The organism is Campylobacter sp. P0103, assembly GCF_002139545.1.
In the GTDB taxonomy this organism is placed as follows: Bacteria; Campylobacterota; Campylobacteria; order Campylobacterales; family Campylobacteraceae; genus Campylobacter; species Campylobacter devanensis.
The window spans coordinates 446505-463146 of sequence record NZ_MJKG01000001.1 but is presented as its reverse complement, the minus strand read 5'-3'; the positions used below and the strand labels follow the sequence as shown (position 1 = coordinate 463146).

Sequence of the window (16642 nt, the reverse complement as noted above, 5' to 3'; positions counted from 1 at the left end):
AGATAACGGATTTAGCAGAGTATTGATTAAAGTTATAATTCATAAATATGACTTTAATCTTTTGTTCTTTTTAATTCATATAAAAATATATTATCTTTAATGTATTACAACTCTTATTTTCATAAGAATTTTGTTTAAGCTTTTTTCTTTCTAAAAATTCAATTTATATATATTAATATCTTTATATTTTTATAATATTATTATATGTTCTTATATATGGGGTAGCAATTTTATTTATCAAGAGCTAACCTTGATAAAGTAATTTCTATTTGCTATCTGAATGAAAAATATAAAATATTCATAGTATTCTATATTTATATAATTAATTATTCAGAATAATATATTTTATTATAAATTATTCATAATATTTTATATTATTTAATCTTTTATTAAGGATATTTTAGTTGTAATTATGTTAATAAATTAAAGGAGTATTGGAATGGAAGATATGCACGATAAACAGAGAAGAGTTATGAAGATAGCAGAATTTGGAGTTCAACATAGCGAATTTTGAGAAAGGCTAGACAAGAATTTTGGAAAAGTGGCTTTAAACCTAAAATATTTTGGATGATTGCCCCATTTGCGATTTTTATACTATTAACAATTCTTGTCAAATATGGAGTTGTTCATAAAAATATTATAACTTTTATATTGACAATACCTGTGTTTATCGTTCTATTTTTTCTTCTTCCGCTTTGGATATTTCATAAGATTGGTATTACTCGTAAAGTAAAGAAATGGCTTGGAGACGACCTTGTTGATTATATTTATGGATACGCAAAATTTTGGGCGTTTTTTGTTTTGTCTCTTTGGATAACATCGATTTGTCTTGGTGCAATTAAACTCGGAAAAGGTATATTTTAGAATGATTGATTTTACAAATTGCAAAGTAAAGCATACCAAATTTTATGATGGCTTGAATGGAGAAAAGTTAGCCATATATTTTAACGATGAGCTTTATATGCTGAAATTTCCAAAAGATACACACATAACTAGTGGATATGCAAGTAGTTCAATTAACGAACATATATCTTCTAAAATATTTGAAAGCATTGGTTTTAATACACAAAAGACATTACTAGGCTATTATGGAGATAAGGTAGTAGTGGCTTGTAAAGATTTTGAAACTGATGGCAATAGGCTGTTTAACTTTGGAAAAGTAAGAAATTCTGTATTAAGTGTTAATAGCGGTTTTGCTGATACGGATTTACATAACACAATAGAAATAATCAAAAACCAAAAGATTATAGATATTCAAACTTTAAAAAATTTCTTTTGGGATATGTTTATTGCTGATACACTCATAGCAAATTTTGATAGACATAATGGTAACTGGGGGATACTGGTTAAAGATGATGATATTGCTACTATCGCACCTATATATGATAATGGCTCAAGTCTATATCCAAAATTAAGTAATGATGATATAGAAAAATACCTAAATCATCAAGGTAGCTTTAATGATTTGATGTTAAATCAAACAACTTCAGCCATCACCATAAACTCAAAAAAGATAAATCCGCAAAATTTCTTAAAAGATGCACAAGATGAAGATGTTATTAATGCTCTACAAAGGATAACTAATAGGATTAACTTAGACAATATATATAAAATTATAGATGATATCCATATAATAAGCAATGAAAGAAAGAATTTTTATAAAAAAATATTGAACTATAGAAGCAATTTTATGAATGAGGTGTTAAATAAAAATATTCATTCCTATGAGAGTAAAAACAATAAATTTGAAAAAGGTATATTTTAGTAAGAAGCTAAAATGAAAGAGTATATATCTGGCTGGGAAGCCTAATAGCTCTAATAAGAAAAGAGATATGCACAGACAACGCTAAATTTAAGATAAATTAGAAGTTTATAATGATATAATTTTGTTATGGGGATATGCCATAGGGTTGGCTCCCCTACGGCAAATTCTGTCTCCATAGAAAGGAGAGTAGAATAAATGCTTAATGTATTTATGGTAATTATACTACTTTGTATAATTGTTGTCAAGGCTTATTAGCCTTGCCCCACGAAAGTGGGGAAATACAACCCCCTATGGCTTTATACAAAACTTCGTCTTTTTATATTTTTGGATATATGGATGATTGCCATAAGATTTTTAATCAAAATATATAGCATTTAAAAGCGCAAAAATTATAAGATTAATCACCACGCCATTCCCAATCATGATAAGCCAAGTTTAGCTATCAGGCTATCTCGCATTTGGTAGTAATCATCTTTGTCAAGCTCAAAATATATGCATTGATTATCTGTGTGAGTGGTTTGGAAATTTAGCAATCTTGCCATACGGATGGCCCGTTTGTTTTCTAGTTTTGAGTAAGCTTTAAGCTGCTCAAGTCCTAGTATCTCAAATGCCATATCATAAACTGCGCAATATGCTCCAAATGTGATTCTAGCTTGATCCATTTGTGATGGTATAACTAAAATTTCTCCAGGTACTGCGCATTTATTAGCTATTTGTTGAAAGCAAAAATATCCCACGGCAATTTCATCCACAAAGACCATATAGTAGAGCGCATCGGTTTTATCTTTGATAGAGTCATACCACTTTAGTTGCTGCTCTTTTGTGATGTATTCTCCATTTTGACTAAGCATTAAGCTAGAGATTTTAGGATTATTTCGCCACTTTCTAAGAATTTCAATATCTTTTAACTTTAATTTTTCGATTTTGATGCCATATCTATTAAATTCACTCATTCATCAAATCCAAAATATCACCAACAATACTTAGTTTTTTTAACTCATCAAATGTAAGTGTATAACCATAATCATCAGCCAACATTACAATTGTACTAATCTTACCCATTGAGTCCCACTCGGCTATGGAGTCTAGCGGGGTTTGCGGTGTTAGAGTCTCATCACATTCTATTACATCTTTAAATTTTGCTATTTTTGTATCCATTTTTATCCTTTTAGATCTCTATTACTGTAGCACTCCATGCAAGCCCAATGCCAAAACCAGCTATTAATACCTTAAAACCTGGTTTTATAGTGCCATTTTCTATGGCTCTTTTTAGGGCAATTGGCACACTTGATGATGATGTGTTACCTATATTTTCTATATCAAAAATTACCTTTGAGCGCTCAAGTTTAAGCGATTTAGTAATGGCTTCTAAAATTAATAAATTTGCTTGATGAAAGACAAAATAGTCTATATCATCTAAATTTAGATTATTGGCTTTTAGAGTTTGCCTAACTAAATTTGGTACCTCTCTAATAGTGAATAAAAAAACCTCAGGGCCATTCATTGTTAGGGCTATATCTTTTGGATCTTGTCCATTAAATGGACTAGCATAACCTCCATGGTGTTTATACATACTAAAAAATCCACTCCCATCTGTACCGCTAATCACCTGAGCAATTTTATGAGCGTTACTCTCATCAATTATCGTAGCACTAGCTCCATCACCAAAGAGTATCCTTTGAGCCATATCGCTATGCTCAAACATTTTAAAACACATATCAGCTGTACATAGTAGTACTTTTTTAGCGCTATTAGATAGTATTAATGATTTAGCCACTAATAGACCATGAATGTAGCCACTACACGCTATATTTATCTCCATAGCGTTTGTTGTTTTAGGTAAATTTAGCTTATGATGAAGCAGATAGACAGTTGCTGGCTGTAGATACTCAGGAGATTGAGTGCAAAGCAATAGCGTATCTATATCGCTAAGGTCTATATCATACTCTTTACTTAAATTCAAAGCAGCTTTAGCAGCTAGGTCGCTAGTTAGCTCATCATTAGCAGATTTTTGGCGGCTTAAGATACCAGATTTTTTATAAATTTGTTCGCAGCTCCACTCATCGCTATTAGCTAAGGTTGCAAAATATTCATTATCTACACGCTCATTTGGTAGATAGTATGCAATTTTCATATATTGCTTTCCTTTTTAACACTCAAATTTAGAATTACCAAAGCCTAAATCCCCCCCCCCTGAGCTGATTTTAAGACACTCTCCAGTAATTCTACTAGCTTTAGAACTAAGCAAAAACAAAACCGAATCAGCCACCTCTTTAGGCTCAATCAACCCAAGTGGCATTATCTCTTTTAATCGTTCATTTTGAGTTTCTTGAGATATAAATTCGCTAGTAAAGCTCTCATACATCGGTGTATTGACAAATAATGGCGCTACAGCATTTATGCGAACTCCTTTTTTAGAATACTCTTTAGCTAGACTTCGTACAGCTGAATTTAGCGCAGCCTTACTAGCGCTATATACGCTTAGACCAGGCTCAGCACCAAATGCAGCCATAGAGCTAATAGCTACTATACTAGTGTCGCTCTTGGCGTATCTACCATGCTTTAGTGCAGATTTTGCAAGCGCGAAAAATGTTAATAGATTTATATTTATTAACTCATGCATTTTGGCTAAATTTAGATCACGCAGTAGCATTGGATTGAGAGCTCCAGCACTATGAATAAAGCCATTTAGTTTAAATTTGCTAGCAAATTCAGCCACAGCGCTCTCAATACTATCTAAATTATTAGAGTCAAAGACTGCTACACTATGACTGGTTTGACTTATTAAGCTTAGTTCATTTTTGAGTGAATTTAATCTTTTAATATCCCTACCAAGCAATAAGAGTCTAGCGCCCTTTTTAGCTAGAGTACGAGCTATACATCTACCTATACCTGATGTGGCACCAGTTATGATATAGGTTTTGTCTTTAAAGTCCATCTACCCCCCCCCTAATTTTTTTGTATTTTTAAATTCAAATTTAACTCAAAAAGTCTATAAATGATATCTGAAATATATATCATCCCAAGGATATAAAAGCAAATTTCAAACTCACCACTAAATATCCCAAAGGCTAAAATCCACGCTAATAAACTCGCATCAATCCCAAGTAAAAACCCACGCTCTAAAAGCCACTTTTTTAACCCAAATCGGTGGATATTTTTAAGCTTTTTTAGACGAGGATGGATAAAATGCTTACAAAATTGCTGATGAAAAAGTAAAATAACACATATAAAGCTCACTAAAAAAACATTAATATCATATAAATATCCAGCCAAAACTATTAAACCAAACCACGCTATATAATCACTAGCATAGTCCATATAATGACCCAAAGTGCTACTTTGTCCCCTAAGCCTAGCAAGCATTCCATCTGTATGATCAGCTAAGCTATAAATAATATAAAAAATCCCACTAAGAACATTATATCCATTATAAAGCAAAGCAAAGCTTAGCAAAGTGCAAGCCATACCAAAGATTGTAATTAAATTTGGCGTAATAGCCGTATGCAAGAGTGTAGGCAAGATAAATCTTTGGATTATCAAAACTCGCCAAATATACTCAGTTATATAGTAAGTCGGACGACTCTCTAGGCGCTCAGATTTTTTTAGTTTTTCATCTAAATTCATGGTTCAATTGGTAAAAACTCACCCCAAATTTGGGCTACGCTTTTATATGTTTTTTCTATATCAAAGGCAAATTCATGCGTATTCCACGCACGTCTAAGCATCATTGCCATCTCTACTTCATTCCAAAACTCAGATAACTTATTAGGTGCTATATCATCAATGATATATGTGCCAAATTTAGCTTTTATATAGTTTTGCAAATGCTCTACTGCGATATTTGCTACCATAAATATAAATATATAATTTGGATCTTTTAAAAGATCTTTTAAATTGGCTTTTAGCATATCTTGAGTTTCTTGTCTATTTTCTCTTATAAGAGTACAAGGATGAGATTTATCACTAAAGAATAGATCAAAAATCGTACCATTAAAAAATCCTAAAATCTCACCATTTGGGCTAACTTTAGGTAAGATCGGATATAACTTGCAAACTAATGGACGATTGGCGTGAGGATTACAAAGCCCCTTTTTATCGCAGTGAAGCCAGTGTAGGATTATTGTTTGTCCGCCTTTTAATTTAAATTTTTCACTCTTTTTGGCTATTTCCATGCCATTTATAGCACCTGCTTTTAGATACTCCTTATACTCTATATCAAAAAGTGGTAAAGCGATGAAATTTGAGCGAATTAGCTTAAAATTTGGATTAGTAAACCCAGCACAGCAATACCCAGCGCAACTCTCATAGCACTTTGGGGCGTAAATATACTCTTTTTCATAATCCATTTTATACTCCATATGCCTCTTTTATCATCTTATCTAATGCAGCGATACTTTGGAAATTCTCTGCACTTAAAAACTTTGCATCTAAATCCTTCCCATATCGTGCCGCCATAGCAGCAACTAAGGATATAATATCAATGCTATCAATTAGCCCACAATCTAATAAATTTGAGCTATCATCATTAATATCATCTCTACCAATCTCATTTAATAAAATTTTAGCTTCACTCATTTTTTAGCGCTTCCTTGTCAATTTTTCCATTTTGATTTAGTTTGAATTTATTTTTATAGATAAATTTGCGTGGAATCATATACTCTTGGAGTTTTGATTTTAAAAATTCTTTTAAATTTGTAATCACATTAGCACTCTCATAAAATGCAATGATTTGATAATCTTTAAAAATGCACGCAACTCTATAAATATCAGGATGTGTTCCAAGTACTGTCTCAATCTCGCCAAGTTCAATTCTAAAGCCGTTAAGTTTAATTTGCGAATCTTGTCTACCATAATATATCAAATCACCATGTTCATCATATGCTACGATATCGCCAGTTTTATAGATTGGCTCAGCGTAGCTACTTTGTAAAGGATTTTGGATAAAAGCCTTAGCTGTCTTAACTGGGTCGTTATAGTAGCCATAGCTTAGCCCTGAACCTCTAATGTATAGTTCACCTTTTATATTTGGTTTAGTAATAAGTTTCATATCTTCATCAAAGACTAAAAGTTCAGTATTACTAAAAGCCTTGCCAATTGGTAAAATTTCATCATCTCTAAGCTCTCTATTAACCATATAGTATGAGCTTGCTAGAGTTGTTTCAGTAGGGCCATACATATTATAAATTTAGCATTTTTAATGGATTTTATCCAGTAATTTAGCTGTTTTGTAGGCATCATCTCGCCACAAGATATTATCATTTTAAGGGATAAATTTGCTCCATTTAGGGCATTAGAATTAGCAAAATATACTAACACACTTGGCACCCAAAGAATGGTAGTAACGCTATTTGTGATTAGATACTCAACTACTTTAAGCGGAAAAGCAAAAATAGAGCTTGGTAAAATATGAGTAGTAGCACCAACAAAGGTATTAACATAGATATCAAAAACGCTTAAATCAAAATAAAATGGCGCTTGATTGGCGATTACATGACTATCATCGATTGCTAAATCATTCACACAAGCAATGGTAAAATCTATTAGGCTTTTATGGCTGATACTAACGCCCTTTGGCTCGCCAGTGCTTCCGCTAGTAAATAGCGTATAGGCTAAATCTGTATCAATAATTTTAACACTATTTAGAATGGTTTGATCAGGTTTAAAACCTGGTAAGTCATCAATAAAAATGGTTAATAAATCCAAATTTAGCGCTAAATCCTTGCTAGTAATAAGCAAAGCAGGGCAGAGTGTGCGAATTATTTTATCAATTCTCTCAAGTGGCATATTTTCATCTATTATAGTATAAAAATTACCACTTTTTAACACTCCAAAAAAGCTAATAATAGCCTCAATTCCCTTTGGTAGGATTATTAAAATTGGTGATTTATTGATATTTAAATTTAAAATTTGTGTAGCTAGGGCGCTACTTTTCTCATCTAGGCTAATATAAGTTATAGAGTCACTAGGGGTGATAAATGCTAGTTTTTGCGGCATGGCCTTAGCGCTTTGGCTTAGTATTTTGTGAGCTGAGTTTAGCATATTTTCCCCTTAAAATTCAGAAAATAGGGGGGGGGTAGAGCCTTTAAATTTAATTTTTTGGCATAGTGATTTAAATTTCAAAGCACATAACCCTTGCAAATTTACCCCTCAATATAGTTTTTTAGTTTGCGACCAACTTTTGGGTGTTTTAGCTTTTTGATTGCTGAGCTTTCAATCTGTCTGACACGCTCTCTAGTTACATTTAATTCCTTGCCAATCTCTTCAAGAGTTCTATCGCTCTCATCATCTAATAGACCAAATCTCATTCTAATTACAGCTTTTTCTCTATCATTTAACTGGTCTAAAACTTCATCAATTTGCTCTTTTAAATCAGCTTTTAATATTGCTTCCATCGGGCTTAATGCGCTTCTATCCTCTACAAAGTCACCATATTTACCATCATCTTCGCTACCTATTGGAGCTTCTAGGCTTATTGGCTCTTTGGTGATTTTGATAACTTGCTTAACCTTATCTACACTTAGGCCAACCTCTTTAGCAATAATTGAAACATCTGGTTCTTTGCCTTCTTCTTGGACATATTTTCTATTTATCTTATTAATTCGGTTAATAGTTTCAATCATATGGATTGGAATTCTAATAGTCCTAGCTTGATCAGCGATAGCTCTGCTGATAGCTTGTCTTATCCACCATGTGGCGTATGTGGAGAATTTAAATCCCTTTTTATACTCAAATTTATCCACAGCTTTCATAAGGCCTATATTACCCTCTTGGATAAGGTCTAAAAACGGCAACCCACGATTAGTATATTTTTTGGCTATGCTGACAACTAGGCGTAAATTTGATTTTGCCATTTTGGCTTTAGCATCATCGCTGATATTTTTGCCTTTTTTGATCTGATTTAAGATATTTTTTAAATCTTTTGGATCTAGGTTAAAGCCGGTTTTGCTCGCTTCTTTGGTTTGAAATAGCTTTTTAATCTCCATATATGTAGATACCATTGTGGCTTCTGGGACTCTAGTTATTATATCTTCTTTGCTTAGTTTGGTGATATCTTTTAAGATTTGTTGGTGATTTTTTCTTAATTCAGCGCTAAACATCGGAAGTCTATACTCAAGCCTTTTAAGCTCTTTATCAAAGTCAGTATCACTTTTTAAAGCAGTTTCAATAGATTTTACAATCTCATTGATTAATTTGCTAGTTGGACCTAAATCCATTAATTTATCTTTTAAGACCTTTTTTTTGAATGTTAAATTTAGTTTTGCACTTAGATCAACTTCGTTTTCTATAGAGATATTTTGTTTTGAAGCGATTTTTAGCCAATCTTTTTTAGCTTTTTCTAATGCTTTGAAACTTTCTATTACCTTTTCAGCTCTTTTATCAAGCTTTTTAGGCTGTTTTTGTGTCTCATTTGACTCATCATCTTCTATGTAATCCTCTTCGATATCATCGTCATTTTCTTCATCAGTTTCTTCCTCATCAAAGCTTCTAAATAGCTCTTTAACTCGGCGCTCTCTATTGATTAATGGCTCTTTATAATCTAATATAAAATCAATTAGATATGGCACAGAGCAAAATGCATCAATGATAATATCTTCGCCTAGTTCGATTTTTTTACTAATTTCAATTTCCTCTTCTTTGCTAAGAAGTGGGATCTGTCCCATCTCACGCAGATACATACGAACAGGGCTATCTGAGCGACTCCACTCAAGTAGATCGCTCTCGCTACTTAGGTCAAATTCATCCTCTAAATTAGCTTCGCTAGCTTTTTGCGGGTCGGTTATAGCGGATTTTTTTGCTTCTTGAATGGTCTTTTGCTTAGCAGCTTCTACAGCGCTTATAAGCTGAATTTTGTGTAATTCAGCTAGGGATTCTATCTTTTTGATCAGTCCTGCGGTTGGGGCTTTGTCAAATAGTCTTACTAACTGCTCAAATGTTACATAGCTTTTTGCATTTTCACGAAATAGCTCTTCAATTTGCGCAAACATCTCTTTGGCTGCACTCATCAAAATATCCTTTGTATAGGCAAAATAAAATTAAGGATTATACCCAAAAATTGATTAAATAAATTTGAAATTAATAAAATAAAATATAAATAAGATTATAGAGTGGATTTTGCGAATTTGGCTTAAATTTAGCCTAGGATTGCTCCTAGGCCTTTAGATTATCCTAGCCAAAATAGATCGCTAAATTCATTGAAATTATAGCTCTCTAAAAGCTTTTGATTATTTACTAAATCTTCTATTATTTGGCAAGTTTTTGGGCTAAATCTTGTAGCTAGATTGGCTTTAAATTTAGCTTTTAATAGTGGAATTCCCTCATCTCTTCTTCTTTTGTGGCCGATAGGGTATTCTACTTCTACTTTTTTGGATTTTGTGCCATCTTTGTAGTAGATTTCTACAGCGTTTGCGATACTTCTTTTATCGCTATCTAGATACTCTTTTGTGTATCTTGGATCTACTTCTACTACCATTTTATCTCTTAGGGCATCGATGCGTGGATCTTTGGCTACGCTATCTTCATAATCATCAGCCACTAATCTGCCAAATATCAAAGGCACAGCCACCATATATTGGATACAATGGTCACGATCGGCTGGATTGGCTAATTCGCCGGTTTTATTTATGATTCTATGGCCTGATTCTTGAGTGGTGATTACTATTTTTTCTATCTCATCTAGGCGGTCTTTGACCTCATTATGAAGTGCCATAGCACACTCAACTGCTGTTTGAGCATGGAATTCAGCTGGGAAGCTAATTTTAAATAACACATTCTCCATTACATACGAGCCAAATTCTTGTGGAATTACTAGCTTTTGGCCTCTCATTTTGACATCTTCAAAGCCCCAGAATTTCGCACTCAAAGCTGATGGATAGCCCATTTCACCTGTTTTGGCTTTTAATGCTAGATCCACCCCACGACTAGATGCATCGCCAGCAGCCCAGCTCTTGCGACTACCTGTATTTGGTGCGTGGCGATAGGTTCTTAAGGCTCCACCATCTATGAAGGCATTTGATACTGCATTGCGAATTTCATCATAGTTACATCCTAAAAGCTTAGCCGCAACCGCAGTAGAGGCGATACGAACTAATAAAACATGATCTAGTCCAACTTTATTAAAGCAGTTTTCAAGTGCTAAGATACCTTGAATTTCGTGTGCTTTTATCATAGCTTCTAAGACGCTTTTGACCTTTAATGGGGCTTTGCCTTGAGATAAATTTTTGCGACTTACATAATCAGCCACCGCCCAAATAGCACCTAGATTATCGCTTGGATGTCCCCATTCAGCCGCTAGCCAAGTATCATTATAGTCTAGCCATCTTACCATAGCTCCTACATTAAAGGCCGCACGAATCGGCTCAAGTTGATATGAAGTGCCTGGAATTTTGCTACCTAATGGGCGAAATTCCGCCCCTTCAACACTTGGGCCAAGCAGTTTAGCGCAAGCTGGATATTTAAGGGCCAAAATCCCGCATCCTAAGGCATCAATCATAGTATATTTAGCTGTTTCATACGCTAACTCACTAGTAATCTCAAAGCTATCAGCATATTTTGCGATTTTACTTAGCAACTCATCAAATTCAGGGCGTTTAGCCTCTAATATTCCCATATTACTCATTTTCTCTCCTTATCTTTGGTGTATTTGTATAAATTTCATTGGCTCAGGCCCTATGTAGTTGCTACTTGGGCGAATGAGCTTGTTATTAGCTCTTTGTTCTTTTATGTGAGCGCACCAGCCACTTACTCTACTCATTATAAATATAGGGGTGAAATACTCAGTTGGTATCCCCATAAAGTGATATGCTGACGCACTATAAAAATCCGCATTTGGCGGCAAACTAGGGCGTTTTTCTTTCATTACACCCTCAATGGCTTCACTAATAGCAAATAGCTTGTGATTATTGCTTAGGGCTTTTGACCATTTTTTGATAACGGCGTTTCTAGGATCACCGCCAACTCCATAAACCCTATGCCCAAATCCCATTAATAGCTCTTTATTAGCTAGTTTTTGATTTACTCCATTTATAGCATCTTCTACATTATCAAAGCTAGAAATTAGCCCAAATGCCGCCTCATTAGCCCCACCATGAAGTGGCCCACGAAGAGCACCTATAGCACCAGCAACGGCCGAAAAAATATCGCTTTTTGTAGAGGCACAAATCCTAGCTGTAAATGTAGATGCGTTAAATTCATGCTCAGCATATAAAATTAGTGAGCAATGCATAGCTTTTACAAATTCAGCCGGTGGCGTTTTTTGGTGTAATTTTTCTAAGAAATATCCAGCTATTGTATCTTCTTTACTCTCAAAATCTATCTCTTTACCGCCATTTATATAGTTATGCCAAAAGCAAATAACGCTAGGAAGAACTCCAAGAAGGCGGATAATCTTATCATCTTGATCGCTAAAATCATCTTTTTCAGCCTCTAAAGTCCCAAGCAAAGCAACCGCACTTTGGCATACATTCATCGGATGAACGCCTTTTGGTATGAGCTTTAGCATAGCTTTAAGTTCAACGCTAAGAGGGCGAGATGCTATAATTTTGCTCTTATAATCTTTTAGCTCATTTGCGTTTGGAAGTTTAGCATATTGTAATAAATATGCAACCTCTTCAAATTCACAATGCTCTGCTAAATCCTCAATAGCATAACCATAATAATTCAACCCATTGCCAGTCCCGCAAGTACATATCGCACTCTCACCGGCTATAACTCCAGCTAATCCGCCTTGTTTTTTTGATGCTTCGCTGATACTCATTTTTTATCCTTTGCAAATAGTTGGTCTAATTTATTTTCAAATTCATAATAATCTAACATTTGATATAGCTCTTCACGAGTTTGCATGATATCTAAGACATCTTTTTGATGGCCGTTTTTGATAATGCTATTAAAGACTTCAACGGCGGCTTTATTCATCGCTCTATTAGCTGAAAGTGGATATAGCACCAGTTTTATACCTACACTTGCTAACTCACTTTGGGTAAAATATGGAGTTTTGCCAAATTCAGTTATATTGGCTAAAACAGGCACTTTAAGAGCCTTTGTATATTCTTTATACTCTTCTAAGGTATGGACAGCCTCAGCAAATATCATATCGGCCCCAGTAGCTTCATATGCTAAGGCTCTCTCTAAGGCTTTTTGCTGACCCTCCATAGCGTGTGCGTCTGTTCTAGCCATGATTACGAAATTTTCATCAGTTCTAGCATCTAGGGCAGCTTTTAATCTATCTGTCATTTCAGATATACTTACAAGCTCTTTATTTGGTCTGTGGCCACAACGCTTTTGAGCTACTTGATCTTCTATATGGCAAGCGGCCGCTTCGGCTTTTATAAGCTCTTTTATTGTCCTAGCTATATTAAAAGCACCACCAAATCCAGTATCAACATCCACCAAAAGCGGAGTATCTACTCTTGAAGTTATGCGTCTTACATCGATTAAGACATCTTCAAGGCCTACAATCCCAAGATCAGGCAGACCATAGCTAGCACTAGCTACGCCGCTACCTGATAGATATATAGCTTTTGCTCCAAGCTTTGTAGCTTGAAGGGCGCTATAAGCATTTATAACACCTAATACCGCAAGTGGGTTATTTGAATTTACAGCTTCTCTAAAGCTTTTTCCTGGACTTTTTATACTCATTTTTTCTCCTTTATTATTGGGTAACCTAATGTCGCAATCACCTCTTTACAATGATCTAAGACGCTAGGATCTTCTATTGTTGCTGGAATTTTACATTCAACGCCATCTGCTAACTCTTTTAAGTTTTTGCGCAAAATCTTGCCACTTCTAGTTTTTGGCAAGGCATTAACCACGCAAGCTAATTTAAAACTAGCAACCGCACCGATCTCTTGGCGAATTAGAGCTATGGCTCCATCTACTATTCCTCTATGATCTCTTTCAATTCCTTGTTTTAAAACTATAAATCCCATAGGAACTTCACCCTTTAAATCATCATTTACACCAATTACGGCGCACTCTGCGATATCAGGATGCTTAGATATGATCTCTTCCATCTCGCCAGTAGATAGCCTATGACCTGCTACATTGATGATCCCATCCATCCTACCTAAGACATATACATAACCATCTTTATCTATATAGCCTGTATCGCCTGTGAGATAGTAACCTTTGAAGTGATCTAAATATCCTTTTCTATATCTCTCATCATTTTCCCAAATTCCCATTAAACAAGCCGGCGGAAGTGGTAATTTAAGGCATAAGGCTCCTTTTTTACCAGCTCCTAACTCTTTGCCATTTTCATCAAGGACTTTTAGATTAAATCCGGGCATTGGCTTTGTAGGGCTACCTGGCTTTATAGGCATCTCTTCTAATCCTAATGGATTAGCGACAATAGCCCAGCCGGTTTCGGTTTGCCACCAGTTATCTACTACTATTTTTTTAGTAACTTTCATTATCCACTTTAGTGTATCACTATCACATCTCTCACCGGCTACGAAGATTGCTTTAAGGCTATCTAAATTATATTTTTTAATAAGTTCGCCCTTAGAATCTTCTCGCCTAATAGCACGAAATGCAGTAGGGGCTGAGAACAATACATTTACCTTATACTCATCTACAATTCGCCAAAACGCAGCCGGATTAGGCGTGCGAACTGGTTTGCCCTCATATACTATAGTGGTACAACCATTCATAAGTGGTCCATAAACTATATATGAGTGGCCAACAACCCAGCCCACATCACTAGCAGCGAAGAATACATCGCCAGGTTTGGCATTATAGATATTATCCATTGACCACTTCATAGCTACGCTATGACCGCCATTTGATCTTATAACTCCTTTTGGTGAGCCTGTGGTGCCTGAAGTGTATAAAATATATAGCGGATCAGTAGCTAGCACCGGCACACAATCCACGCCTTTGGTTTTCTCTTCTTCGCTCTCCCAATCGATATCACGCCATGGGAGCATATTTGCTCTATATTGTGGTCTTTGCCAAATTAGACAAGTTGTAGGCTTATGCGATGACTGCTTGATGGCTTCATCCAAGATTGGTTTATATGGTATTATGTTGCTTACTTCGATACCGCAGCTAGCACTTATCACAACTCTAGGCTTAGCATCTTCGATTCTAGTAGCAAGCTCATGAGCAGCAAACCCACCAAATACCACGCTATGGATAGCACCAATTCTCGCACACGCTAGCATCGCTATTACAGCTTCAGCCATCATCGGCATATATATCACAACTCTATCGCCTTTGACAACGCCTTTATTTGTCAAGATTCCAGCGACTTTAGCGACTCTATCTCGAAGTTGTCTATATGTATATTTCTTCTTAGTATCAGTAACAGGGGAGTCATATATCAAAGCGAGTTGATCCCCTCTGTTATTGTGTATATGCAAATCTAGGGCGTTATAGCATGTATTCATACACCCGCCAACAAACCATTTATAGTGATCCCCACTATCATCTAAAACTTTATCCCATTCATTATACCAATGAACTTTTTGAGCAGCTAATGCCCAGAAATTTTCTGGCTCATTAATGGAGAGATCATAAGACTCTTGATAAGGGCTAGAACTCATAGTAATCCTTTCTTGTTTTGTTAGTGCAATTATAAGGGTTTAAAAAATAAATTAAAATGTTAAATTTTGTTACAATTTGTAAATTTATGCTCATAAAATTTGAAAATTGCACAAAATTTATACAAAATTTAGTTAAAATGTTGCATAATTTAGCAAGAATTTTGAGATAAAATTTGCGTAAAATTTGATTAAATTTTTTAGTGTGTTACGATTAGTAACATTTAATAAATGTGGAGGTTAAAATGCTAAATGCGATGGAGAGATTTATAATAATATTTGAAAAATCTAAGCTATCAATGAGTAAATTTGCAACAATTTTAGGGAAAGATCGCCGAACTTTACTCTCATGGATAGAAAATAGCGATAAAAAATCCCCAAGCGATGAGGTAAAGTCGCTTATTTGTAGCCATTTTCGTTATAGTAAAGATATTTGGGAGTGCGATGAGAGCGAATTTTATCGCTATATTGATGGGATTGATGATGGAGATTTACGCCTTATTGATGATGGTTATGAGAATTTACTAAAGTATATTTATGAAAATGAAAATGAAGGTTCGCTGATTTTACACCCTACATTTCCAAATCCAGCATATAGAGATTTTGTAACTAGTAGTGTTTATAAAGATTTTGATAGCGATGAAGCTGCACAATATCGCAAAAAGCGTGGCCTAAAGATGCGTGCATATAGTTTTGGAGCGGCTGAGTGGTATAGTATTAAGTCTTTGTTGGAATTTTGCTTTGCAAATATTGGAAATTTCTATACAAAAGAGCAGAAAATTCAAATTCTAGAGTTGATGATTGTTACTTTTCGTGACAATCTTAATAAATCTATATATTTTTTTGATTCATATGATAAGAAAATTTATGGTCTTGATATGTTTTATCTATCGGTAAATCCTAAAGAAAAACGAATGTTTTTAAAGCTTCCTCTTGAGACTGCAATTGTTGAGATTAAAAATAGCGATCTTGTTACTAAAATACACACTCACTACACACACGCTAAAAAATGCCCCACTCATATCGATCCAAAAGATGCAGTTATGATTATGGAGTTGATTTTAAATTCTTTAAAAGATGATGAGAGTTTAGAACAAACCTGCGATAAGATAGATAAATTTAGCCCTTATGGAGCGATTTTTAAAAAGGCAATTAGTAGAAAAGTTTAAAAATTAGTAGATTATATATAGTATAATTGCGTTATGGGGATATGCTAACACCCATATTTTATAATCAGCCTACTTACTGCTTAAATCGCTATAAAAGAGTAAAATTTGGTAAATAGTCGGTAATAATTTGGCAAAAATTCAGTAAACATTAAGTAAAAAATCATTAC

At 34.5% G+C, this 16642-nt stretch carries 14 protein-coding genes and 2 pseudogenes; 3 read left to right on the top strand and 13 right to left on the bottom strand.

What is annotated here, in order from left to right; translation table 11 throughout:
• The first annotated feature begins 510 nt into the window (after window positions 1-510).
• Entirely contained in the window at window positions 511-864 is a 354-nt protein-coding gene (locus CIGNP103_RS02375) for a hypothetical protein (protein WP_086241111.1), read from the top strand.
• A gap of 1 nt (window position 865) precedes the next feature.
• Window positions 866-1765, top strand: a complete 900-nt coding sequence (locus tag CIGNP103_RS02370; RefSeq protein ID WP_086241112.1) for a HipA domain-containing protein — start codon at window positions 866-868, stop codon at window positions 1763-1765.
• A gap of 419 nt (window positions 1766-2184) precedes the next feature.
• Here CIGNP103_RS02370 and CIGNP103_RS02365 read toward each other — a convergent pair whose 3' ends face one another.
• The 13 genes and pseudogenes from CIGNP103_RS02365 to CIGNP103_RS02305 all read right to left on the bottom strand — a co-directional run.
• A complete protein-coding gene (locus CIGNP103_RS02365) occupies window positions 2185-2718 on the bottom strand; it encodes a GNAT family N-acetyltransferase (protein ID WP_086241113.1) in 534 nt (177 codons plus the stop codon).
• Window positions 2711-2923, bottom strand: coding sequence for a hypothetical protein (locus CIGNP103_RS02360; RefSeq protein WP_086232378.1), 213 nt, complete (start codon window positions 2921-2923; stop codon window positions 2711-2713). Before CIGNP103_RS02360 ends, CIGNP103_RS02365 begins: the two co-directional genes overlap by 8 nt.
• 10 nt (window positions 2924-2933) lie before the next feature.
• A complete protein-coding gene (locus CIGNP103_RS02355) occupies window positions 2934-3899 on the bottom strand; it encodes a ketoacyl-ACP synthase III (protein WP_086240191.1) in 966 nt (321 codons plus the stop codon).
• Window positions 3900-3914: 15 nt separating this feature from the next.
• Complete coding sequence (locus tag CIGNP103_RS02350) at window positions 3915-4703, bottom strand: SDR family NAD(P)-dependent oxidoreductase (RefSeq protein WP_086252554.1); 789 nt, start codon at window positions 4701-4703, stop codon at window positions 3915-3917.
• 11 nt (window positions 4704-4714) lie between these two features.
• Complete coding sequence (locus CIGNP103_RS02345) at window positions 4715-5392, bottom strand: CDP-alcohol phosphatidyltransferase family protein (RefSeq protein ID WP_086252555.1); 678 nt, start codon at window positions 5390-5392, stop codon at window positions 4715-4717.
• The gene (locus CIGNP103_RS02340; RefSeq protein WP_086241116.1) at window positions 5389-6126 is read right to left on the bottom strand and encodes a hypothetical protein; all 738 of its coding nucleotides are present in this window, start codon (window positions 6124-6126) and stop codon (window positions 5389-5391) included. The genes CIGNP103_RS02345 and CIGNP103_RS02340 overlap by 4 nt, the downstream gene beginning before the upstream one ends.
• On the bottom strand, window positions 6116-6343 hold the full coding sequence (locus tag CIGNP103_RS02335; RefSeq protein WP_086224063.1) for a phosphopantetheine-binding protein: 228 nt from the start codon (window positions 6341-6343) through the stop codon (window positions 6116-6118). Before CIGNP103_RS02335 ends, CIGNP103_RS02340 begins: the two co-directional genes overlap by 11 nt.
• Window positions 6336-7807: pseudogene (locus tag CIGNP103_RS08435) on the bottom strand (amino acid adenylation domain-containing protein). The gene CIGNP103_RS02335 and the pseudogene CIGNP103_RS08435 overlap by 8 nt, the downstream one beginning before the upstream one ends.
• A gap of 101 nt (window positions 7808-7908) precedes the next feature.
• On the bottom strand, window positions 7909-9771 hold the full coding sequence (rpoD, locus tag CIGNP103_RS02325; RefSeq protein WP_086229523.1) for an RNA polymerase sigma factor RpoD: 1863 nt from the start codon (window positions 9769-9771) through the stop codon (window positions 7909-7911).
• A gap of 158 nt (window positions 9772-9929) precedes the next feature.
• Window positions 9930-11384, bottom strand: coding sequence for a 2-methylcitrate dehydratase (gene prpD, locus CIGNP103_RS02320; RefSeq protein ID WP_086226520.1), 1455 nt, complete (start codon window positions 11382-11384; stop codon window positions 9930-9932).
• A 9-nt stretch (window positions 11385-11393) separates the two neighbouring features.
• Window positions 11394-12521, bottom strand: coding sequence for a citrate/2-methylcitrate synthase (locus tag CIGNP103_RS02315; RefSeq protein ID WP_086226519.1), 1128 nt, complete (start codon window positions 12519-12521; stop codon window positions 11394-11396).
• Window positions 12518-13402, bottom strand: coding sequence for a methylisocitrate lyase (gene prpB, locus CIGNP103_RS02310; RefSeq protein WP_086227768.1), 885 nt, complete (start codon window positions 13400-13402; stop codon window positions 12518-12520). Before prpB ends, CIGNP103_RS02315 begins: the two co-directional genes overlap by 4 nt.
• Window positions 13403-15309: pseudogene (locus CIGNP103_RS02305) on the bottom strand (propionyl-CoA synthetase); the annotation flags it as partial.
• Window positions 15310-15551: 242 nt separating this feature from the next.
• Between CIGNP103_RS02305 and CIGNP103_RS02300 the strand changes: the two are divergent.
• Window positions 15552-16475, top strand: coding sequence for a hypothetical protein (locus tag CIGNP103_RS02300; protein WP_086234290.1), 924 nt, complete (start codon window positions 15552-15554; stop codon window positions 16473-16475).
• Window positions 16476-16642: the final 167 nt, after the last annotated feature.